Raw genomic sequence first — 22,158 nt, forward strand, 5'->3', positions numbered from 1 at the left:
CAGTAAGCGACTGCTATTGCTGTCCGGCCCAGACAACCATCACTTTATCAGCGCTGCTTTCACGCACGAAACCATAGCCCTGCTCTAGCGTCAGCGTCTGTTGTTTACCCATACCAATGGCCGGATGGCGGGCGCGGAATTGGGCGATTTTTTGCCAGTGCGCGACGTTATCGGATGCGCTACCGACAACATCCTGCCAGTTCATATCGGAGCGGGTACCCTGCAGCGGGTCGGAACCCGTGGGGCCGAACGGACGTGAAGATTCATCGCCATAGAAGAGTTGTACGGCGCCTGGCGCGAGTAATAGCAGTTCCGCCGCCCGGCTTCCGCCTTCGCGGAACAGGCGGGTATCGTGCGAGGAGAGATAGCTCAGCACGTTGAAATCCTGCAGCTTGTCCGCCATCTGCTGCCAGGTGGCGTCCATGTTTGCGAGACAGTTTGCTGCTTTCGCCGCTTGATCCTGATAATCGAAATTAATCATCGCGTCGAAACCGTGGCGATAGTAGTCGCTCTGCATCACGCCGTGGCCCCAGGCCTCGCCGGTCATCCAGAATGGGGCGTCATCCAGCGCTTTCTGCGGATTCGCTTTTTTCCAGTCTGCCAGCGCGGCCGTGGCCTGGGTTTTGAGCTGCTGCCAGGCGTCCAGTTCGACGTGTTTCGCGGTATCGACGCGGAAGCCGTCAATCCCGTAGTCGCGTACCCATTGGCTAAGCCAGTGGGTCAGATAGTCGCGCGGCGTGTAGCCGGCTATCTCTTTGGCGGCGGTATCTGGCTTATGACGATAGAAATTTGGCAAGCCAGAAGGGAGCGTCGATTCGGTTTTCAGATCCGGCAGAAACGCCAGCGACATGGTGAGATCGTCGAAACCTGGATTGTCGTAGTCGCCGATATCGGTGCGGATCCATTTTTTCCCCCACCATTGTTCCCAGCCCGCTTTATCGCTGAAGTTAATGTAATCATTGAAGCTATGCCAACTTTGCCCCGGCGCCGGTTTCCAGTCGGTCCAGCGCTCGCCAAGCGTTTTTTTCAGTTCATCGCCTTTCAGGTACAGCGAGCCGAAGTGAAATTCCTGCATATCGGCAAGCGTGGCGTAACCGGTATGATTCATGACGATATCAAACAGGACGCGCATGCCGCGCCGATGGGCCTCATCGACCAGTTGCCGAAGATCGGCTTCGTCACCCATGTTGGCGTCAAGACGGGTCCAGTCCTGGGTGTAGTAACCGTGATAAGCGTAGTGGGGAAAGTCGCCTTTGGCGCCGCCGCCAACCCAGCCGTGAATTTGCTCCAGCGGCGAGCTTATCCACAGCGCGTTGACGCCAAGCTGTTGAAGATAATCCAGCTTGCTGGTCAGCCCCTGTAAATCGCCGCCGTGGAAGGTGCCTATCTCCTGCATACCGTCTTTATGGCGCCCGTAGCTGTTGTCATTGGTCGGATTACCGTTGACGAAGCGATCGGTCAGGACAAAATAGATCGTGGCGTTATGCCAGTTAAACGGCGCGCTGGCGGCGCTATCCGCTTTTTCAAGCAGCAGGAGCCCATTACTGCCTTCGGCGGGCCGCAGCGTGATTTTGCCCGCTTTCACCGTAGCGAGATTACCGCTGTAAAAATCGCGGACCTGGCTTCCCTCGGCAAACGTCTGGCCGACATCAAACGTTAACGGTTTACCATCCCATTTCGGACATTGGCGCACCAGCGGCTGCGTGCTGGCTGTTTCCTGTTCCGCCAGCGACAGCATCAGCGTTGGCGTACCGGAGCGGGTATCGACTTCCAGCGTATAGCGCCCGTCGCGGAACACGCGCCACTGCGGCGGGGTATCCCGACAAGGTTCCAGCGATAGCATCTGATTGAGTTTTATCGCCCCCGCAGGCTGCCAGCACTGTTGGTCAAAACTTATCCGCAAAGGGCGGGTACCCTTCGTCACCTCATTTTGCGTCGTGAAGCGGCCTGCATCCTGTTCAGTGAAGGCGGGAAAGTCAGCGGTTGTCCAGGCGGCAAAAGCCATCCCGGGCAGCAGTAGCGAGGCGAGCGCAGCGAGTTTCATGCTGGAGTCCTGTTAGCGGTTTTTATCACAGTGTGCCTGCACGCCATAAGGTTGAACTCATCCTGCCGGTAATTTTGCGGGGAGGATGAAAAGGGGTGAGTGATTTAGTTCAAAAAATGAGCTATAAATGAGACGGAGATAGCATTTCTGCACCTTCGCGACGGTGCAGAAACCGATTTCAGATGACAGCGATTCGGAATTGGACTATTTCTCTTGATGCTCTCTCTGGGTATTTTTGATACTATTCGCGATTCAACTATCGATTTTTTGCGAAAAACAAGGTGTTGGAATGAGTAAATCCGACCAGGAGACCTAATGATATCGATTCCCATGCGACGATATGGGGCTGCGATACTCATGTTACTTACCTGTATATTTTCAGGTAGTGTGTTGGCGACAACGCACACAGCAACAAAGAGTCATAAAGCCTCAGTAGTTAAGAAAGTAAAGAAGCCCAGTAGTATCAAGGTTAGCAGTAAACAAGAGTATTCTCGCAATAGTGTAAAGAGCAGTTCACTTCCTGATTTGCGAAAATACCCTTCCGGGACACCAAGGAAAAAAGCGTTTCTCCGGACGGTTATGCCTTACATTACAAAGCAAAATCAAGCGATCACGGCAGATCGTAACTGGCTTGTCTCTAAGCAATACGACGGCCGTTGGTCGCCGAGCGAGCAGGCGCGCCTGAAAGACATCGCCTCACGTTATAAAGTGAAGTGGTCTGGCAATACTCGCCATATACCATGGAACTCGCTGCTTGAGCGTGTCGACATTATTCCGAACAGCATGGTGGCAACCATGGCGGCGGCGGAAAGCGGTTGGGGCACCTCGAAGCTGGCGCGTGAGAACAACAACCTGTTTGGTATGAAGTGTGGCGGCGGTAACTGTCGCGGTGCAATGAAAGGCTACTCCCAGTTTGAATCTGTCGAGCAGTCGGTTCAGGCTTATGTAAAAAACCTGAATACGCACCCGGCTTATTCATCCTTCCGTAAGTCTCGCGCACAGCTGCGTAAGACGGATCAGGAAGTAACTGCCAGCGCGATGATCCACAAGCTGAAGGGATATTCGACAAAAGGGTCGAGCTACAACAACTATCTCTTCGCCATGTATCAGGACAATCAGCGCTTAATTGCCGCTCATATGTAATCATCAATGCCCGGTGCGTAAGCCCGGGCATTTTTCTTTCCCGCTACATCATTACTTCACTGTGCTGGTCGCGGTATTCCTTTGGCGTCACGTCGTACTCTTTCTTAAACACCGAATAGAAATACTGCAGCGACGGATAACCGCACATCTGCGAAATTTCGTTTATCGATAGCGTGGTGGAGACCAGCAGGCTGCGCGCTTTTTCCAGCTTTTCGCTGTGGATCACCGTGTGGATGGTCTCACCGACCTCTTCTTTAAAGCGTTTCTCCAGATTAGAGCGGGAAATACCGACGGCGTCGAGCACCTGCTCAACCTTAATGCCTTTGCAGGCGTGGTTGCGGATGTAATGCATCGCCTGAATCACCGCAGGGTCGGTGAGTGAGCGATAATCGGTGGAACGCCGCTCAATGACGCGCATCGGCGGCACCAGCAGGCGCTGCAGCGGCAGCGCTTCGTTTTCCATTAAACGGTGCAGTAGTTTCGCCGCCTGGTAGCCCATTTGCCGGGTACCTTGCGCCACGGAAGAGAGCGCGACGCGGGAGAGATAGCGGGTCAATTCTTCGTTATCGATACCGATAACGCATAATTTTTCCGGCACCGGAATATGCAGCAGCTCACAGGCCTGCAGGACGTGACGTGCCCGGGCATCGGTCACGGCGATAATGCCGGTTTGCGGCGGCAGCGTTTGTAGCCAGTCGGCGAGCCGATTTTGCGCATGCTGCCAGTTCTCCGGCGCGGTCTCCAGCCCCTGATAGACCACGCCACGGTATTTTTCTTTGGCGACTAGCTGGCTGAAGGCGTGTTCGCGCTCCATCGCCCAGCGCTTGCCGCTGGAGGTCGGTAGCCCGTAAAAGGCGAAGCGGTTCACGCCTTTTTCTTTCAGATGCAGGAATGCGCTTTCGACCAGCGCGGCATTATCGGTGGCGATATAGTGAACAGGCGGATAGCATTCTGGCTTATGGTAGGAGCCGCCGACGCCGATAATCGGCACTTTGACATCCGCCAGTAGCTTTTCAATCTCCGGGTCGTCATAATCGGCGATCACGCCATCACCCAGCCACTCTTTGATGTTTTCGATACGCGCGCGAAAATCCTCTTCGATAAAAATATCCCATTCCAGCTGTGATGCCTGCAGATATTCGCCAACGCCTTCAACCACCTGACGGTCATAGGCTTTGTTGGCGTTGAATAACAGCGTAATGCGGTGACGCTTTTCAAACATAGATGATATTCCTGCTCTTACCCCGGTCATACAATACCGGCTAATGCCCGAATTATTTCAAGCGCCTTATTGCGAAGTTTGGCGGTGGCGCAAGTTATTCGGGCATTTTTCATAGTGATACCGTTATGTTCTCCGTTTGGTAGCCGAATCCATCCAGACCGCCAACAGTAAAATGGCGCCTTTGACGATGTATTGCCAGAAGGTGGCGACGTCCATCATGCTCATGCCATTATCCAGCGCCGACATAATAAATGCCCCCATCACCGCGCCAGCAACGCTGCCGACGCCGCCCGCCAGACTGGTGCCGCCAATCACGCAGGCGGCGATAGCGTCCAGTTCGGCGATGTTGCCGGCGGAAGGCGAGCCTGCTCCCAGCCGCGAGCTGAGAATCAACCCGGCGATGGCCACCATCAGGCCGTTAATGGCGAAGACTGCAAGCTTGGTACGCTCGACGTTAATCCCGGAGAGGCGAGCCGCTTCCAGATTGCCGCCAATGGCATAGATGCGGCGGCCAAAAGCGGTGCGGGTCGCCATAAACATGCCCGCCAGCAGCAGAGCGGCGAGTATGAGCACCGGCGTCGGCACGCCGCGATAGTCATTGAGCAGCCAGATAGCGCCCAGCACGATAACCGCGGTGATGGTCTGACGACCAACAGCGCCGCCAGAACTGGTGGTCGCCAGCCCTAACGCCTGTCGGCGCATCCGTCCGCGCCATTGCCAGATGATAAAAGCCGCCATGCCAATAACGCCGATTCCAAAGCCGATGCCGTCCGGTAAATAACTTTGGCCGATTTGCGACATTGCCGGTGTGGTGGGCGAGACGGTGGTACCGTTGGTAATGCCGATTAAAATTCCGCGAAACGCCAGCATGCCGGCAAGGGTCACAATGAAAGAGGGCACCTTACGATAGGCGACCCACCATCCGTTCCACGCGCCGAGCAGTAGCCCCATAACCAACGTAACGAGGATGGTGAGCGGTAGCGGCCAGCCGAGCCAGACGTCGAAAATCGCCGCCGCCCCGCCGAGCAGCCCCATCATCGAGCCGACGGAGAGGTCAATTTCCGCCGAAATGATCACAAACACCATGCCGACGGCGAGGATGCCGGTGATGGCGGTTTGCCGCAGGAGGTTGGAAATATTACGTGCGCTCAAATAGGCGCCGTCGGTAACCCAGGTAAAAAACAGCATAATGGCGATAATCGCGGCGATCATCACGAAAACCTGGAGATTGAGCCCTTTCAGCGCCGGAAAAGCGGTAGGGGCGGATGGGGTGAGTTTGATTTCAGACGACGTGTTTTTCGACATGGCGTTCGCTCCTCAGCGCGGCTTCCATCACCTGTTCCTGGGTCAGACCTTGATTAAGTAAATCGGCCTTAAGCTTGCCTTCGTGCATCACCAGTACCCTATCGCTCAGCCCGAGCACTTCAGGCAGTTCGGATGAGATGACGATGACGGCGATGCCTTGCTGCACCAGTTGATTGATAAGCTTGTAGATTTCGTATTTCGCGCCGATATCGATGCCGCGGGTTGGTTCATCGAGGATCAAGATGCGCGGGTTGAGCAGCAGGCAGCGGGCCAGAATCGCCTTTTGTTGATTGCCGCCGCTCAGGCGGCCAATCGCCAGATCCGGCGATGACGTTTTAATTTTCAGCCGCTGAATCGACTGCTGGATGCAGTGCTGCTCTGCGGCGTCGTCGAGACTGCTCACCGGGCCGGTGAACTGGTTTAACGCCGCGAGAGTGATGTTCTTGCCGACTGCCATCACCGGCACGATGCCGTCTTTTTTGCGATCTTCCGGCACCATGGCGATGCCATGGGCAATCGCCTGTTGGCAATTGTTAATTGTCACCGGTTGGCCATCGATAAAAATGCTTCCCTGCCAGCGCCCAGGCCAGACGCCAAACAGGCACTGTACGGCTTCGGTGCGCCCGGCGCCGACTAACCCGGCGATGCCGAGGATTTCGCCGCGGCGGAGGGTAAATGAGACGTCGTTGACGCGCTTAATATGGCGGTTTACCGGGTGCCATGCGGTGAGATGCTCGACACGCAAGATTTCTTCGCCATGGCTATGGGGTTCGTTTGGATACAGCGCCGTGAGCTCGCGCCCGACCATCATAGTGATGATGTCATCTTCGTTCATTCCGCTGGCGTCGCGGGTGCCAATATGCTGACCGTCACGTATTACGCAGATAGTGTCGGAGATGGCTTTAACTTCATTGAGCTTGTGCGAAATATAAATACAGGCGATACCGTGGTTTTGCAGATCGCGAATAATCGCCAGCAGCGTCGCGGTTTCTTGTTCAGTTAACGATGCCGTGGGTTCATCGAGGATCAGCAAACGTACCTGTTTATTCAGCGCCTTGGCGATCTCGACCAGCTGCTGCTGGCCCAGACCTAAATCACCGACGCGGGTATCCGGCGAGATCGATAAATTCACCTGCGCCAACAGCTTCTGGCAGCGCAGGGTCATGGTTTCGTAATCCAGCAGGCCATGGCGTGAGATCTCGGCGCCGAGAAAGATATTTTCCAGCACCGTGAGATGCTTCACCAACGCCAGCTCCTGGTGAATAATGGCGATACCTTTACGCTCGGTATCGCGAATATGATTCGCCTGCAGCGTCTCGCCGGCGAAAATAATTTCACCTTCGTAGCTGCCGTGCGGATAGATCCCGCACAGCACTTTCATCAGCGTTGATTTCCCCGAACCATTTTCACCGCATAACGACACCACTTCCCCGGCATTCAGCCGTAGGCTGACGTTATCCACGGCTTTAACCGCGCCGAAGGCTTTGGTGATGTTCTTCATTTCGAGTAACCAGGACATAGAGACTCCGCAAAAGCGATATCCGGCAGGACGAAAATGACGCCCCGTATCGGGGCGTCAGCCATTACAGTTCACTCTTTTTGTGGAAACCGTCTTTAATCACCGTGGCGTCAATATTCTCTTTATTGACTTCAATTGGCGTTAACAGGCGCGAGGGGACATCTTTTAAGCCGTTATTCAACGTGGCGTCGGCCTTGGGTTGCTGGTCGTTGCCTAATTCAACGGCGATTTCGGCAGCGTTGGTGGCAAGGGTGGTGATAGGTTTATAAACGGTCATCGTCTGGGTGCCGGAAATAATACGTTTCACGCCAGCCAAATCGGCGTCTTGCCCGGAGATAGCGACTTTACCCGCCAGTCCCTGGGCGCTTAGCGCCTGGATAGCGCCGCCGGCGGTCGCGTCATTGGAAGCCACTACCGCGTCAATTTTGTTGTTATTCGCCGTCAGCGCGTTTTCCATGATTTTTAACGCATTTTCCGGTAGCCAGCCGTCGACCCACTGATCGCCGACGATCTTAATTTTGCCCTCATCGACATAAGGTTTGAGTACCTTCATCTGGCCGGCGCGGAACAGTTTGGCGTTATTATCCACCGGCGAGCCGCCCATCAGGAAATAATTACCCTGCGGCACTTTGTCAACCAGGCTTTGGGCCTGCATTTCACCGACTTTTTCATTATCGAAAGAAATATAAAAATCGATGTCAGCATTATTAATCATGCGATCGTAGGCGAGGACTTTAATTCCCTCTTGTTTTGCTTCCTTAATAACGTTGCTGAGCACCTGGCCGTTGTAAGGAATAATCACTAAAACATCGACGCCGCGGTTGATCATATTTTCAATTTGCGACATTTGCGTTTCTTCGTTGCCATTGGCGGACTGCACAAATACTTTGGCGCCTAAGGATTCTGCTTTATTAACGAAAATATCGCGATCTTTTTGCCAGCGCTCCAGACGAAGGTCGTCGATGGCCATCCCAATCTTAACTTCTTTAGCCATACCCGCCATGCTGGCGAGAAGGAGCGATGAGGCGCAGAGCGTAAGGCAAAGGTTCTTTATCTTCATAATAACGATACCTTTTCAAAGGGTAGGTAAGGCGTACAGGAATAAACTTCAGGTTGCAGATACGTTGCAGATTCTTAACGGGGAAGCGAGGGCTGGCAATTACCTGTTCTTATTTTCGCATTATGAAATTTAGTTTGTTTTGTAATTTATGACCGCGATCGTATTTTATTCAAGAGTATGCAGATTATTTCATTCTTCTTCCATCATAGGATTCCAGAAATGATGCGGAGAGGAATTATTTTTGCGAGCTGGCGCACGTTTGTGGATTCTCTCAATGGCGGTGTGAAATAACGTAATTGAGGAAGGCGAAAGTGGAATTCTATATTGGCGTATAACTTGTTACTCGCCGCACCCCTGAATATGGAGTTCTCTATGCAGACCTATTTCGATCAACTCGAACGCGTTCGTTATGAAGGCCCGAAATCGACTAACCCGCTGGCTTTCCGCCACTACAATCCGGATGAATTAGTACTGGGTAAACGCATGGAAGACCACCTGCGTTTCGCCGCCTGCTATTGGCACACTTTCTGCTGGAATGGCGCGGATATGTTTGGCGTGGGGTCCTTCGATCGACCATGGCAGCAGCCGGGCGAAGCGCTGGAAATGGCGAAGCGTAAAGCCGAAGTGGCATTTGAGTTTTTCCATAAGTTGAATGTGCCGTATTACTGCTTCCATGATGTCGACGTTTCTCCGGAAGGCGCTTCGCTGAAAGAGTACAGCAACAACTTCGCGCAGATGGTGGACGTGCTGGCGGAAAAACAGCAGCAGAGCGGCGTCAAACTGCTGTGGGGGACGGCAAACTGCTTTACCAACCCGCGTTATGGCGCAGGGGCGGCGACTAACCCCGATCCGGAAGTCTTTAGCTGGGCGGCGACTCAGGTAGTCACCGCAATGAATGCGACCCACAAGTTGGGTGGTGAAAACTATGTTCTGTGGGGCGGTCGCGAAGGCTATGAAACCCTGCTTAATACCGACCTGCGTCAGGAACGCGAGCAGATCGGCCGCTTTATGCAGCTGGTGGTTGAGCACAAACACAAAATTGGTTTCCAGGGCACCCTGCTGATCGAGCCGAAGCCGCAGGAGCCGACCAAGCACCAGTATGATTATGATGCCTCCACGGTTTATGGATTCCTGAAACAGTTTGGTCTGGAAAAAGAGATTAAACTGAACATTGAAGCCAACCACGCCACCCTTGCCGGCCACTCTTTCCATCACGAAATCGCGACGGCTATTGCGCTGGGCCTGTTCGGTTCGGTTGATGCTAACCGCGGCGATGCGCAGCTTGGCTGGGATACCGACCAGTTCCCGAACAGCGTGGAAGAGAACGCCCTGGTGATGTATGAGATCCTCAAAGCGGGCGGCTTCACCACCGGCGGCCTGAACTTTGATGCTAAAGTTCGTCGCCAGAGCACCGACAAATACGACCTGTTCTACGGTCATATCGGCGCGATGGACACCATGGCGCTGTCGCTGAAGGTCGCGGCGCGCATGATTGAAGATGGCGAGCTGGATAAACGCGTGGCAAAACGCTACGCCGGCTGGAACGGTGAATTGGGCCAGCAGATCCTTAAAGGCCAGATGACCCTGACCGACATCGCGCACTATGCGACTCAGCATAACCTGGCGCCGCAGCACCACAGCGGGCATCAGGAACTGCTGGAAAACCTGGTGAATCATTACCTGTTCGATAAGTAATGCCGACAAAAGCGCCCGCTAAATCCGGGCGCTGGCTGTAACCATTTTTGCTGCGCCACGCTTTGCCGTGGCGTTCGTGTTAAGGAGACGCTGCATGTATATCGGGATTGATTTAGGGACCTCGGGCGTAAAAGCCATTCTGCTCAATGAACAGGGCGACGTACTGGCGACGCATACCGAAAAACTGACCGTCTCGCGCCCACATCCGCTCTGGTCCGAACAAGATCCCGAACAGTGGTGGCAGGCGACGAATACCGCGATGCAAGCGCTGGGAGCGCAACACGCTCTGCGCGAGGTAAAAGCTTTAGGGATTGCCGGACAAATGCATGGCGCCACGCTGCTCGATAAACAGCAACGGGTGCTGCGTCCGGCGATTTTGTGGAATGATGGCCGCTGCGGCGAAGAGTGCATGCTGCTGGAAGAAAAAGTCGGCGCTTCGCGGCAAATCACCGGTAACCTGATGATGCCGGGCTTTACGGCGCCTAAGCTGCTGTGGGTGCAGCGTCATGAAACCGATATCTTTAAACAGGTTGATAAGGTCCTGTTGCCGAAAGATTATCTGCGGCTACGCATGAGCGGTGAATTCGCCAGCGATATGTCCGACGCCGCCGGCACGATGTGGATGAACGTCGCGCGTCGTGACTGGAGCGATGAGATGCTCGCCGCCTGCGGGCTCAGCCGCGACAATATGCCGTCGCTATTTGAAGGCTGTGAGGTGACCGGCCAACTGCGTGCTGAGGTAGCCCAGGCGTGGAATATGCCGCGGGCGCTGGTGGTTGCGGGCGGCGGTGATAACGCCGCAGGCGCTGTCGGCGTTGGCATGGCCGATGCCGGGCAGGCGATGTTATCGCTGGGAACCTCCGGCGTCTATTTCGCCGTCAGCGATGGTTTTCTGAGTAAACCGGAAAGCGCGGTGCATAGTTTCTGCCACGCGCTGCCGGGCCGCTGGCATCTGATGTCGGTGATGCTCAGCGCCGCGTCTTGTCTGGATTGGGCGGCGAAGTTGACCGGCCTTGGCAGCGTACCGGCGCTGCTCGCCGCGGCGCAGGCGGCGGCCGAAAATGCCGATCCGGTGTGGTTTCTCCCCTATCTTTCCGGCGAGCGTACCCCGCACAACAATCCGCAGGCTAAAGGCGTGTTCTTCGGCCTTACCCATCTACATGGTCCCGCCGAACTGGCGCGGGCGGTGCTTGAAGGGGTGGGTTACGCGCTGGCCGACGGTATGGATGTTGTGCACTCCTGCGGCGTGAAACCGGAAAGCGTCACTCTTATCGGCGGCGGCGCGCGGAGCGCATACTGGCGGCAAATGCTCGCCGATATTAGCGGGCAGCAGCTGAATTTCCGCACCGGCGGCGATGTCGGCCCGGCGTTAGGCGCGGCAAGATTGGCGCAGCTGGGCGTTCATCAAGGTGCGGCTTTCTCTGACCTCCTGCCGCAGCTGCCGCTGGAGCAGGCGCACTTGCCTGATGCTCAACGGTTTGCCCGTTATGCGCCGCGTCGTGAAACATTCCGCCAGATCTATCAGCAGCTTAAGCCACTGATGTCATAAGATGTTCTCGCCCCATTTATTGGGGCGAATTCCCTTTCTGAATGATTCACTTTGCATTGATTTAATTCACATATTTATTTATTCCGAATTGTGGATTTCAATTCGCTGAAACCGCCGCAACTGGCAATTCCCCGGTCATAATGAGCGTTACGATGGCCAGGGAGGCGCAATGAAATTAAAACGTACGACGGCAAGATTGGTCATGCTGCTGGGCTCGCTGGTTTACTTAATCGGCATCTGGCGAACGTGTCCGCTATTCAGCGGCAAAGGGTACTTTCTTGGTGTGCTGGTGATGGGGATGTTTGCCGTGCTCACGCATCAGCGAACGGAGCTGGAAGCGCAGCGAGACGACGATTTTATCTCTCTGTGCCGGCTGGTGCTGTTGCTATCGGTGGGATTGCTGCTGGTCGGCGCCTGGTTTGTCCCCGCGCCGTGGCGTGAAAAAAGCATTTACGTGATGGCATGGTTTGTCTGTATGTATGGCGCTTCAGCGATATCTTATCCCACCAAAGTCGCGGATAAAGCTCGCAATAGCTCAGTGGAATAAGCTGTCAGTCGACAGCGAAGAGAGGTAGTCAGTAATGGAAATGAAAGCGACGACATATTCACCCGCGTTTCACCTGATCTCATGGATTGCGCTGGTGGGCGGTATCCTCGTGTATTTGATTGGCCTGTGGAACGCGCCAATGGAGCTCAATGAAAAGGGCTACTATTTTGCCGTATTGGTATTGGGTCTTTTTTCCGCCGCTTCTTATCAGAAAACGGTACGTGATAAATACGACAAAATTCCAACCACCGCTATGTATTACATGTCCTGCCTGATCGCCTTCGTGATTGCGATAGGCCTGCTGGTAGTGGGATTGTGGAACGCAACGCTGATGTTAAGCGAGAAAGGCTTCTATGGCCTGGCATTCTTTTTGAGCCTGTTCGGCGCGGTAGCAGTACAGAAGAATATTCGTGACGCCTGGGATCGCTCGCCGTTAAGCGAGGGGAACGCAGTAATCGAAGAGACCGCAGAGTAACCGACGGCGCCCGCGTTGAACGGCGGGCGCTTTTTTAGCTCACTAACCGGCGGTGGTCAATTCGCTGCACCAGTACAGACAGCGCCAGGCTACCCAAGAGCGCAGCGGCGAAAATCCATACAATATCCAGTAATGGCCAGCGGCTAAGCTCCAGACCACTTGCGCGCAGCGCGTGTATAAACAGCGCGTGAAAACCATAAATGCCTAACGAATGTCTGGAAATTAACGCAATACCGGGGAGCTCGCGATTATTGAGGATGTTTTTGCCCAGCGTCAGCAACGAGGTCGCGCAGACAAATACTGCTGGTCCGCAATAAAGATACCAGGTATCGCCGAAATCGCCGCGCCATTGCAGTTCATGCAGCGTGCCGCGTGAAATGACCCACACCGCGGCGGTAAACAGCAGCGCGCACAGCAGGGTTAATCCTCTTCTGTCGGTGTTCATGGCGCCGATCGCCCGGCCCAGTATCCCGTACAGTACGTAGTAAAAGGTATCGCCGTTGATATAAAGATTGATCGGTAGCCATTCAATGCCGCCGGCTTTAATACTTACCGTATTAGGGTTGGCGATGAGGCCAATCACCAGCATCAGCGCCAGCAGCATTTTGCCGCTGACCTGCTTCACCTGAATCAGCGGCGAGAGCAGATAAATCACCACAATGGCAAAGAAAAACCACAGGTGATAAAACACCGGCTTCTGCAGTAAGTTTTTTAATGACAGCCCAACGTTGATATGGGTAAACAGGGTGATATAGAGCAGCGCCAGCGCGCTGTAGAACAGGATACACAGCACGATGCGCAGATAATGACGCGGCTGGGCGCTGCGTTCGCCAAAAAAAAGATAACCTGAAATCATGAAAAAAAGCGGGACGCTGACGCGCGATGCCGAGTTAAGCAGGTTAGCGATATCCCATTCAAACAGGCTGATGCTATGCGGATGGGTAATATACCAGGTGGTGCTGTGAATCATCACGACCATCAGACATGCTATGCCGCGCAAGTTGGTAATCCAGCTTATTTTTTCCTGCATCTGTACCTCATGGCTCCTGCGTAAAAAGAGTCTGACTCCCGTAGTTTGTCGTCATCACAATGGAATATTCTGAGTTTATCGCCACACTCTTGTAGAGCATCAATGAGATTCGCAAAATGTTTGTCTGGGTTTACATGGTCTGCACGATAACAATTGGCTAACAAGGCGGTTGAGAAAAATAGTGATGAAATATTTCGTATCAGTCCTGGTGGCGCTGCTGCTGGTCGGCTGCAGCCAGACACCTGCTCAACCTGTCCAAAAAGCGCAAAAGGCACGTATCACGCCGCAAACGACGCTGAATATGGAAAAACTATGCAAGGATCAGGCGGCGTTACGTTATAGCACAGACACCCGTCGCGTCGACGTCAATCATTTCGAGCAGTTCCAGGCGAGCTATGAGCTTTCCGGCCTGACTTCGCGGAATGAACGTTTTATCTGTTCTTTTGATCCGGACGGCCAGTTTTTGCATCTTTCTATGCGCTAAATGCGGCTTGAACGCCGCATGATGGCGCCGCTTTGCTCAAATTTCGCTAAACAAAGGCGTTTCATACTGTATATCTCGCAGCCAGCGGGTATACTGATCCCTTCCTTTAAATCCACACGTATCCAGCACGAAATAATATGCAAAAGTTTGATACCAGGACCTTCCAGGGCCTGATCCTGACCTTACAGGATTACTGGGCTCGTCAGGGCTGCACCATTGTTCAACCACTGGACATGGAAGTTGGCGCCGGCACCTCCCACCCGATGACCTGCTTACGCGCGTTGGGGCCAGAGCCGATGGCGACCGCCTACGTGCAGCCTTCTCGTCGCCCGACCGACGGTCGCTATGGCGAAAACCCGAACCGCTTACAGCACTATTACCAGTTCCAGGTGGTGATTAAGCCGTCTCCGGACAACATTCAGGAATTGTACCTCGGATCTCTGAAAGAGCTGGGTATGGATCCGACCATCCACGACATCCGCTTCGTTGAAGATAACTGGGAAAACCCGACGCTGGGCGCCTGGGGGCTGGGTTGGGAAGTGTGGCTGAACGGTATGGAAGTGACGCAGTTCACTTACTTCCAGCAGGTTGGCGGCCTGGAATGTAAACCGGTTACCGGTGAAATCACTTACGGCCTGGAGCGTCTGGCGATGTACATCCAGGGCGTGGACAGCGTCTACGATCTGGTCTGGAGCGATGGCCCGCTGGGCAAAACCACCTACGGCGACGTGTTCCACCAGAACGAAGTGGAACAATCCACCTATAACTTTGAATATGCGGACGTAGACTTCCTGTTCACCTGCTTCGAGCAGTACGAGAAAGAAGCGCAGCAACTGCTGGCGCTGGAAAACCCGCTGCCGCTTCCTGCCTACGAACGTATTCTCAAAGCCGCCCATAGCTTTAACCTGCTGGATGCGCGAAAAGCCATCTCCGTCACCGAGCGTCAGCGCTATATTCTGCGCATCCGCACCCTGACCAAAGCAGTGGCAGAAGCTTACTATGCTTCCCGTGAGGCCCTGGGCTTCCCGATGTGCAACAAAGACAAATAAGAGGCGGCCATGTCTGAGAAAACTTTCCTGGTGGAGATCGGCACCGAAGAGCTGCCACCAAAAGCACTGCGCAGCCTGGCTGAATCCTTCGCTGCCAACTTTACTGCGGAACTGGACAACGCTGGCCTTGCGCACGGCGCCGTCGAATGGTTTGCCGCGCCGCGCCGCCTGGCGCTGAAAGTGGCGAATCTGGCCGCCTCGCAGCCGGATCGCGAAGTCGAAAAACGCGGCCCGGCCATTGCCCAGGCGTTTGACGCGGAAGGTAAACCAAGCAAAGCGGCCGAAGGCTGGGCGCGCGGCTGTGGAATCACCGTCGATCAGGCTGAACGTCTGACCACCGATAAAGGCGAATGGCTGTTGTATCGTGCCCACGTTAAAGGTGAAAGCGCGCAGACTCTGCTGCCGAACATGGTTGCAACCTCGCTGGCGAAGCTGCCGATCCCGAAACTGATGCGCTGGGGCGCTTCTGACGTTCACTTCGTGCGTCCGGTACACACCGTGACCCTGCTGTTGGGCGATCAGGTTATTCCGGCGACCATTCTGGGCATCGCTTCCGACCGTATCATCCGCGGACATCGCTTTATGGGCGAGCCGGAATTCACCATCGACAATGCCGATCAGTATCCGCAGATTCTGCTGGAGCGCGGTAAAGTGATGGCGGACTACGCCGAGCGTAAAGCCAAAATCAAAGCGGACGCTGAAGCGGCGGCGCGTAAGATTGGCGGTAACGCTGACCTGAGCGAAAGCCTGCTGGAAGAAGTGACCTCTCTGGTCGAGTGGCCGGTAGTGCTGACGGCGAAGTTTGAAGAGAAATTCCTCGCGGTGCCATCCGAAGCGCTGGTTTACACCATGAAGGGCGACCAGAAGTACTTCCCGGTCTATGCTAACGACGGCAAACTGCTGCCGAACTTCATCTTCGTGGCGAATATCGAGTCCAAAGATCCGCAGCAGATCATCTCCGGTAACGAGAAGGTCGTTCGTCCGCGTCTGGCGGATGCCGAGTTCTTCTTCAATACCGACCGTAAAAAACGTCTGGAAGATAACCTGCCGCGTCTGGAAACCGTGCTGTTCCAACAGCAGCTGGGAACCCTGCGCGACAAGACCGATCGCATTCAGGCGCTGGCGGGCTGGATTGCCGAGCAAATCGGCGCTGACGTTAACCATGCGACCCGCGCGGGTCTGCTGTCCAAGTGTGACCTGATGACCAATATGGTCTTCGAGTTCACCGACACGCAGGGCGTGATGGGGATGCACTACGCGCGTCATGACGGCGAAGCGGAAGACGTCGCAGTGGCGCTGAACGAGCAGTATCAGCCGCGTTTTGCCGGCGATGCGCTGCCGTCTAACCCAGTTGCCTGCGCGGTGGCTATTGCCGACAAGATGGACACCCTGGCGGGTATTTTCGGTATCGGCCAGCATCCGAAAGGCGATAAAGACCCGTTTGCGCTGCGTCGTGCCGCGCTGGGTGTGCTGCGTATCATCGTTGAGAAGAACCTGAATCTCGATCTGCAAACGCTGACCGAAGAAGCGGTGCGTCTGTACGGCGAGAAACTCACTAACGCCAACGTCGTTGATGACGTCATCGACTTCATGCTGGGACGCTTCCGCGCCTGGTATCAGGACGAAGGCTACGGCGTTGACACTATTCAGGCGGTACTGGCGCGTCGTCCGACTCGCCCGGCGGATTTCGATGCGCGCATGAAGGCCGTATCGCACTTCCGTACGCTGGAAGAGTCCTCCGCCCTCGCGGCGGCAAACAAGCGCGTATCCAACATCCTGGCGAAATCCGACGAGACCCTGAACGATATCGTTCATGCCTCGGTGCTGAAAGAAGCGGCGGAAATCAAGCTGGCCGGTAATCTGGTGGTGCTGCGTGATAAGCTGCAGCCATACTTCGCCGAAGGCCGTTATCAGGATGCGCTGATTGAGCTGGCTGCGCTGCGCGAGCCGGTTGATGAGTTCTTCGAAAATGTGATGGTTAACGCTGAAGACAAAGATGTCCGCATCAACCGTCTGACGCTGCTGTCCAAACTGCGCGAGCTGTTCCTGCAGGTTGCGGATATTTCGCTGCTGCAGTAACTATCTCGAGAAAGGTCAAAAGCCTGCCATCCGGCAGGCTTTTTTTTGCCTTATCGCGATGGTGAAAAAATAATCTTGAAATCCAGGCTCGGGCCTGGCTATCCTATGTCCCGACGAATCCCTCGTCTCACTGGAGCGCACACGACAAATGAACAAACACGACTGATGAATTTCACGCCTTACCTTGCAGACGCTGCGGGTAGGGGAGTATTGATTTCATTCAGGAGTGCTTATGGCTCATTGCGCCCACACCCCCTCATTTGTTTTACATCAGGTCACCTGTCAGTTCGCGACGGGACAGACGCTTTTTGGGCCGCTGAATTTATCGCTGGAACCGTTGCTTTGCGGCCTTGTTGGACGCAACGGCGTTGGCAAGACACGCCTGTTGCGTCTGCTGGCGGGCCTCGATTCTCCTTCCGGCGGACATATCGAACGGTCGGCTACGGTTGCCTGGGTGGCGCAGCAGCCGACCCTCACGGCCGGGACCACCATTGCCTCGCTACTGGGTTATGCACCGCTATTTGACGCTTTGTCCCGTCTTGAACAGGGGAAAGGACTGGCAGATGACTTCGAACTGTTAGATGGTCGTTGGGATCTGCCCGATCGCCTGAGTTCAGCCTTTCGCGATGCCGATCTCCCGGCATTCTCCGCCGATCGTCCCGCTTTTTCGCTCAGCGGCGGCGAACGGATGAAGGCGCTGCTGTGCGGCGCATTTGTTTCCGGCGCGGACTATCTGTTGCTGGATGAACCCACGAATCATCTCGATCGTCAGGGCAGGGAGTGGCTGTATCAGCAGCTGGAAATCTGGCGGGGCGGGGCATTAATCGCCAGCCACGACCGTGAATTACTGGCTCGGATGTCGAAGATTATTGAGCTAACGCCGGCGGCGCTGCGCAGCTACGGCGGTAATTATGCCGCATATCAGCAGCAGCGCGAAGCGGAGCAACAGGCCGCCCGAGCGGCGCTGGAGCATGCCGCTATCGAACGGCGGCGCACCCGGGCGCGGATGCAAAAGGAGCATGATGCGGCCCAGCGGCGATCGGCGCAGACGCTGCGTACTGTCGATACGCTGAATATCGCCTCTTTCGAACGTGTGAAGTACAAGGGGGCCGCAAAAGAGCGCCCGGGCACGCTGCGCCGTCAGCATCGTGAACAGAACAGCAGCCTGAATGCCGCCGTGCAGCAGGCGTGGGAGCGGGTAGAAGAAGATAGTCCGGTGATGTTCACGCTACCGGGCAGTGAAGTGGCCGCCGGCAAGCAGGTACTGGTGCTGGAATCACTGCAGTTAGCTCACTCATCCACCGCGCCGCTCGACTGGCGGGTGGATGGCCCGATGCGCATCGCGCTAAAGGGGCCAAACGGCTGTGGCAAAACAACATTGTTGAAAACCCTGATGGGGCTGGAGCAGGCAACCTCTGGCGATGTTCGGCTGTCGGTGAGCGCGGCGTATCTCGATCAGCATCTGTCGCAGCTTGATTTATCACTATCGGCAATGGAGCACCTGAACTTAGGAAACACTCCGCTGGATGAAGGAATGCTGCGTAGCCGTCTGGCGCAGCTCCAGCTGGGGGCTGACAAGGTCAGCCTTCCGCTGGCGGCGTTAAGCGGCGGCGAGCGACTGAAAGCGGCGCTTGCCTGCGCGCTCTGGCGGCGGGACTCAACACAACTTCTGCTACTGGATGAGCCGACCAATCACCTCGATCTGGCTTCGACCCAGGCAATTGAAAGCGCGCTGGCGGCGTTTCCCGGCGCGATGCTGGTGGTATCGCATGACGAGGTATTTTTACAAGGCCTGAAATTGACCCATTGCCTGGAGTGGCGGGATACGGGCTGGCATTTCACTGTCAGTTAAAAGTGGTCGTTTTTAGGAATTCATTTATACCTGTCGGTCGATCGGGAGGGATATGATGACTGATAGCCAGTACATTTTAGGTATATATGGACAACCTAATTTTAAAATTAATTGTTTTCTATCAACGGATTGTCTCTCCCCGTAAGGGCTACCGCTGCGCCTATAGCGTTTTACATCATACGCAGGGTTGTTCAGGTGCGGTAAAAGACATTATTCATAACAAAGGCGTCGTTGACGGTTGGCGAGAAATTCGTCAGCGATTCGCCGACTGTCGGGTGGCTGCGGAAACCCTACAGCAACAAAAACTCGCGGCTAACCCAGCGGGTAAAAAAAGACGTAAACCGGGAAGAAAGCGCGATGCTTGCGATGGTTGTGATGTTGTCACTGGCTGCGACGGTAAGTGCTGTTCCCACCTGGTGCCGGATAAGCTGCCGGATCTGGATTGTCCTTGCGACTGTTTATCAGTGAGATTGTGGCGCCGGAATAGATAAAAAAAATCCCCGCCATAAGGCAGGGATTTATTATTCTTAGCGGCTTGAACTTACAGAGAAGTTACGTTGCCAGCTGCCGGGCCTTTAGCGCCGCTTTCGATGGTGAAGGAAACTTTCTGACCTTCGTCCAGGGATTTGTAGCCATCGTTCTGGATAGCAGAGAAGTGTACGAACACGTCTTTAGAGCCATCGTCAGGAGTGATGAAGCCGAAGCCTTTGTCAGCGTTGAACCATTTTACGATACCAGTCATTTTACCGGACATAGTGAATTACCTTTAAAAAAATTAGTGAGCCTTGCGGCGTAGTGGTCTGGACTACAGATTTAAAGCGATAAAGGGAAAGTTCACTACGGGGATATCTAATGGATAACCTTTGAAGGACTGCTCTATTCGACTGCTCTGTGGTCTGTACATCAAACCTGCGAGCATTAACGCATGTTCTCAGTCGGATAGCAAACTTTTTTTCATCAGGATATAAAACGGCCCTGCATCAGGACCGTTACCAAAAGAAGATAGTAAACCAGTTTTTCAATCTATTAGCTGCCTTGAGAGCTGCGGATTGGCCATCATCAGGCGCATCAGTTTGAGTTCCGTGGATGACGGTTTTACCCGTCGCGACTCCCACTCTTCGACCATTGCGACGCTGACGCCCATGGCATTGGCGAAATCATCGGTCTTAAGCCCTGTGCCTTTACGCAGCAGTTCAAATTCATTAAAAACGCTTGGTGTACGGGCAAGCGTGGCCGTTTGCGGCTGATCTTTAAAAACAATTTGTTCCAGGTTACTCAACAAATCAAATACGGGATCTTTATATTCCATTGAGAGCTCCTATTCTGTCTCACTGCGGAGAGGAAAATACATCGAGCCATTTAAGAATAGTCGCAAAAGCAAGGAAAATAATAACCGCAGTGATTATTTGTTGGCGTGGTTTCGTTAATCACCCGGAAAAGCGGCGTGCGTAAAAGCTAAGGTGATGATTCCTAACATCGACAGCGGCTTTAGAAAATTTATGTAAATGATGGTTTGCGGCAAGAAAAAGCCAGCGCAGAGCGCTGGCTGGATTGATTAGGCTTTTTGTAAATTCTTGCTGTCATTTTGTAAATTCTTGCTGTCATTTTCGCTGACGCTTGGCTGGCGCTGGCTCATTTTGTATTTCACCAGCAGAGCGATGGCGGATAAAAACGCCGGGATCGCCAGCATCGTGAAGATGGTCTCAAACGACAATTGCGCCTGCATTAGGAAAGCGCCGCTGAAGGCGCCGAGGATCCCGCCGAAGCGGCCGATACCCAGCATCCAGGCAACGCCGGTGGCACGGCCCTGGGTTGGGTAGAACCCGGCAGCCAGCGCCGGCATTGATGATTGCGCGCCGTTCATAATGCTGCCGGCGATGAACACCATCACTCCCATCAGCAGCAGATTGCTGGTTGAGAAACCGACCAGGCAAACAAAGACGCCGGTGAGCAGCCAGCCGACGGCAACTACCTTGTTAGGGTTGATCTTGTCCATTAGCGCGCCGAGGATCAATACGCCAATCCCGCCGCCGAGCGGGAACAGCGCGGTGATGATAGAAGCCTGGCTCATCGAGGCGCCGGTTTCGCGGATCAGCAGCGGTAGCCAGCTGGTCAGCAGATAGAAAATCAATAATCCCATAAAATAGGTCAGGCACAGCATCACGGTGCCCACGGCGTAGCGCGGGGAGAAAATCACGCCAATGGCCGACTTTTCCTTCACCTGGCCTGCTTCACGTAGCTCAAATTCAACCGCATCCGGCAGCGGCGCGATACGCTTCAGGATGGTGGCGATGCGTTGTGCCGGCTGCCGTTTCACGACCATATAGCGGGCGGATTCCGGCAGCAGGAACATTAACGCCACGGCCAGCAGCAGCGGCATCACGCCGCCAAGCACTAACACGCTTTGCCAGCCATAGTGCGGGATCATCCAGGCTGACAGGAAGCCCCCGAGCGACGATCCCATCGGGAAGCCGACGAACATCAGGTTTACCATCAGCGCGCGGCGGCGTTCCGGAGCATATTCGCTCATTAGCGTCGCGGCATTCGGCATTGCCGCGCCTAAGCCCAGACCGGTGAGGAAGCGTAATAATGTCAGTTGGTTCAGGCTGCTGGCAAACGCGGTTAACAAACTAAAGCCGCCGAACACCAGGATCGACATAATCAGCACTTTCTTGCGGCCAATACGGTCGGCGAGCGGCCCGGCCGTCAGCGCGCCGACGGCGAGCCCGACCAGAGCGGCGCTCATTACCGGGCCCAGCGCGGATTTCTCAACTCCCCATTCCTGTACCAGGTCTGAAGCAATAAATCCGATAATCGCGGTATCAAATCCGTCCATCGCGACGGTAATAAAACATAAGGCGAGAATCATCCATTGGTACTTAGTGAATGGATGTTCGTTGATAAAAGCCTGAATATCGATGGTTGTTTTCTTCATACGGCATTCCTGGCAGGCTGAGCGGGGGACAGAGGTATTGTTATAGTCTCCCTCGCTATCATTGATGTTGGTTGTGCGATAATCGAACATAACGCCGTTAATCGCTCATTAATCAAACCATTGAACCTGCCTGTAGACAATGTGCCGCCGTCAGGAAGTGTGCGATTATC

At 54.6% G+C, this 22,158-nt stretch carries 19 protein-coding genes; 10 read left to right on the forward strand and 9 right to left on the reverse strand.

Annotated features, from left to right (window positions below; translation table 11 throughout):
• Positions 1–13: 13 nt before the first annotated feature.
• Entirely contained in the window at positions 14–2,044 is a 2,031-nt protein-coding gene (locus PGS10_RS09695; RefSeq protein ID WP_047047725.1) for an alpha-amylase, read from the reverse strand.
• Positions 2,045–2,359: 315 nt separating this feature from the next.
• Between PGS10_RS09695 and PGS10_RS09700 the strand changes: the two genes are divergently transcribed.
• A complete protein-coding gene (locus tag PGS10_RS09700; RefSeq protein WP_063447255.1) occupies positions 2,360–3,187 on the forward strand; it encodes a protein bax in 828 nt (275 codons plus the stop codon).
• Between the two features lie 43 nt (positions 3,188–3,230).
• Here PGS10_RS09700 and xylR read toward each other — a convergent pair whose 3' ends face one another.
• The 4 genes from xylR to xylF form a co-directional block, all read right to left on the reverse strand.
• On the reverse strand, positions 3,231–4,409 hold the full coding sequence (gene xylR / locus PGS10_RS09705) for a D-xylose utilization transcriptional activator XylR (protein WP_045390709.1): 1,179 nt from the start codon (positions 4,407–4,409) through the stop codon (positions 3,231–3,233).
• A 123-nt stretch (positions 4,410–4,532) separates the two neighbouring features.
• A complete protein-coding gene (gene xylH, locus PGS10_RS09710; protein ID WP_047047728.1) occupies positions 4,533–5,714 on the reverse strand; it encodes a xylose ABC transporter permease XylH in 1,182 nt (393 codons plus the stop codon).
• Complete coding sequence (locus PGS10_RS09715; RefSeq protein WP_045390714.1) at positions 5,692–7,233, reverse strand: xylose ABC transporter ATP-binding protein; 1,542 nt, start codon at positions 7,231–7,233, stop codon at positions 5,692–5,694. The genes xylH and PGS10_RS09715 overlap by 23 nt, the downstream gene beginning before the upstream one ends.
• 64 nt (positions 7,234–7,297) lie before the next feature.
• Positions 7,298–8,293, reverse strand: a complete 996-nt coding sequence (gene xylF, locus PGS10_RS09720) for a D-xylose ABC transporter substrate-binding protein (RefSeq protein WP_045390717.1) — start codon at positions 8,291–8,293, stop codon at positions 7,298–7,300.
• Positions 8,294–8,665: 372 nt separating this feature from the next.
• On the opposite strand from xylF, the gene xylA reads away from it, so the two are divergent.
• The 4 genes from xylA (at position 8,666) to yiaA (ending at position 12,559) form a co-directional block, all read left to right on the forward strand.
• The gene (xylA, locus tag PGS10_RS09725) at positions 8,666–9,988 is read left to right on the forward strand and encodes a xylose isomerase (protein WP_047047733.1); all 1,323 of its coding nucleotides are present in this window, start codon (positions 8,666–8,668) and stop codon (positions 9,986–9,988) included.
• A gap of 94 nt (positions 9,989–10,082) precedes the next feature.
• A complete protein-coding gene (xylB, locus tag PGS10_RS09730) occupies positions 10,083–11,537 on the forward strand; it encodes a xylulokinase (RefSeq protein ID WP_316422803.1) in 1,455 nt (484 codons plus the stop codon).
• A 169-nt stretch (positions 11,538–11,706) separates the two neighbouring features.
• On the forward strand, positions 11,707–12,084 hold the full coding sequence (gene yiaB, locus PGS10_RS09735) for an inner membrane protein YiaB (RefSeq protein WP_047047737.1): 378 nt from the start codon (positions 11,707–11,709) through the stop codon (positions 12,082–12,084).
• Between the two features lie 34 nt (positions 12,085–12,118).
• A complete protein-coding gene (yiaA, locus tag PGS10_RS09740; RefSeq protein ID WP_045390728.1) occupies positions 12,119–12,559 on the forward strand; it encodes an inner membrane protein YiaA in 441 nt (146 codons plus the stop codon).
• A gap of 34 nt (positions 12,560–12,593) precedes the next feature.
• On the opposite strand, the gene PGS10_RS09745 is transcribed toward yiaA, so the two are convergent.
• Positions 12,594–13,589, reverse strand: a complete 996-nt coding sequence (locus PGS10_RS09745) for an acyltransferase (RefSeq protein WP_316422806.1) — start codon at positions 13,587–13,589, stop codon at positions 12,594–12,596.
• Between the two features lie 184 nt (positions 13,590–13,773).
• Between PGS10_RS09745 and PGS10_RS09750 the strand changes: the two genes are divergently transcribed.
• The 5 genes from PGS10_RS09750 to yidD all read left to right on the forward strand — a co-directional run bounded on the left by PGS10_RS09750 (position 13,774) and on the right by yidD (position 19,544).
• On the forward strand, positions 13,774–14,073 hold the full coding sequence (locus PGS10_RS09750; RefSeq protein ID WP_045390734.1) for a YsaB family lipoprotein: 300 nt from the start codon (positions 13,774–13,776) through the stop codon (positions 14,071–14,073).
• A gap of 137 nt (positions 14,074–14,210) precedes the next feature.
• Positions 14,211–15,122 (forward strand): glycine--tRNA ligase subunit alpha, encoded by a 912-nt coding sequence (gene glyQ / locus PGS10_RS09755; RefSeq protein WP_001168551.1) that lies wholly within the window; start codon positions 14,211–14,213, stop codon positions 15,120–15,122.
• A gap of 9 nt (positions 15,123–15,131) precedes the next feature.
• Complete coding sequence (gene glyS / locus PGS10_RS09760) at positions 15,132–17,201, forward strand: glycine--tRNA ligase subunit beta (protein ID WP_020077709.1); 2,070 nt, start codon at positions 15,132–15,134, stop codon at positions 17,199–17,201.
• Between the two features lie 232 nt (positions 17,202–17,433).
• Positions 17,434–19,053, forward strand: coding sequence for an ABC-F family ATP-binding cassette domain-containing protein (locus PGS10_RS09765; protein WP_316422807.1), 1,620 nt, complete (start codon positions 17,434–17,436; stop codon positions 19,051–19,053).
• 86 nt (positions 19,054–19,139) lie between these two features.
• Positions 19,140–19,544, forward strand: coding sequence for a membrane protein insertion efficiency factor YidD (yidD, locus tag PGS10_RS09770; protein ID WP_072058237.1), 405 nt, complete (start codon positions 19,140–19,142; stop codon positions 19,542–19,544).
• Positions 19,545–19,594: 50 nt separating this feature from the next.
• Here the strand turns inward: yidD and cspE are convergent, their stop codons facing one another.
• From cspE to PGS10_RS09785, 3 genes are all read right to left on the reverse strand, one after another.
• Complete coding sequence (gene cspE, locus PGS10_RS09775; protein WP_000014594.1) at positions 19,595–19,807, reverse strand: transcription antiterminator/RNA stability regulator CspE; 213 nt, start codon at positions 19,805–19,807, stop codon at positions 19,595–19,597.
• 264 nt (positions 19,808–20,071) lie between these two features.
• Positions 20,072–20,362 (reverse strand): HTH-type transcriptional regulator, encoded by a 291-nt coding sequence (locus tag PGS10_RS09780; RefSeq protein ID WP_047047749.1) that lies wholly within the window; start codon positions 20,360–20,362, stop codon positions 20,072–20,074.
• A gap of 246 nt (positions 20,363–20,608) precedes the next feature.
• On the reverse strand, positions 20,609–21,988 hold the full coding sequence (locus tag PGS10_RS09785) for an MFS transporter (RefSeq protein WP_316422808.1): 1,380 nt from the start codon (positions 21,986–21,988) through the stop codon (positions 20,609–20,611).
• Positions 21,989–22,158: the final 170 nt, after the last annotated feature.

The organism is Klebsiella sp. 141153 (assembly GCF_032601995.1).
In the GTDB taxonomy this organism is placed as follows: Bacteria; Pseudomonadota; Gammaproteobacteria; order Enterobacterales; family Enterobacteriaceae; genus Klebsiella; species Klebsiella aerogenes.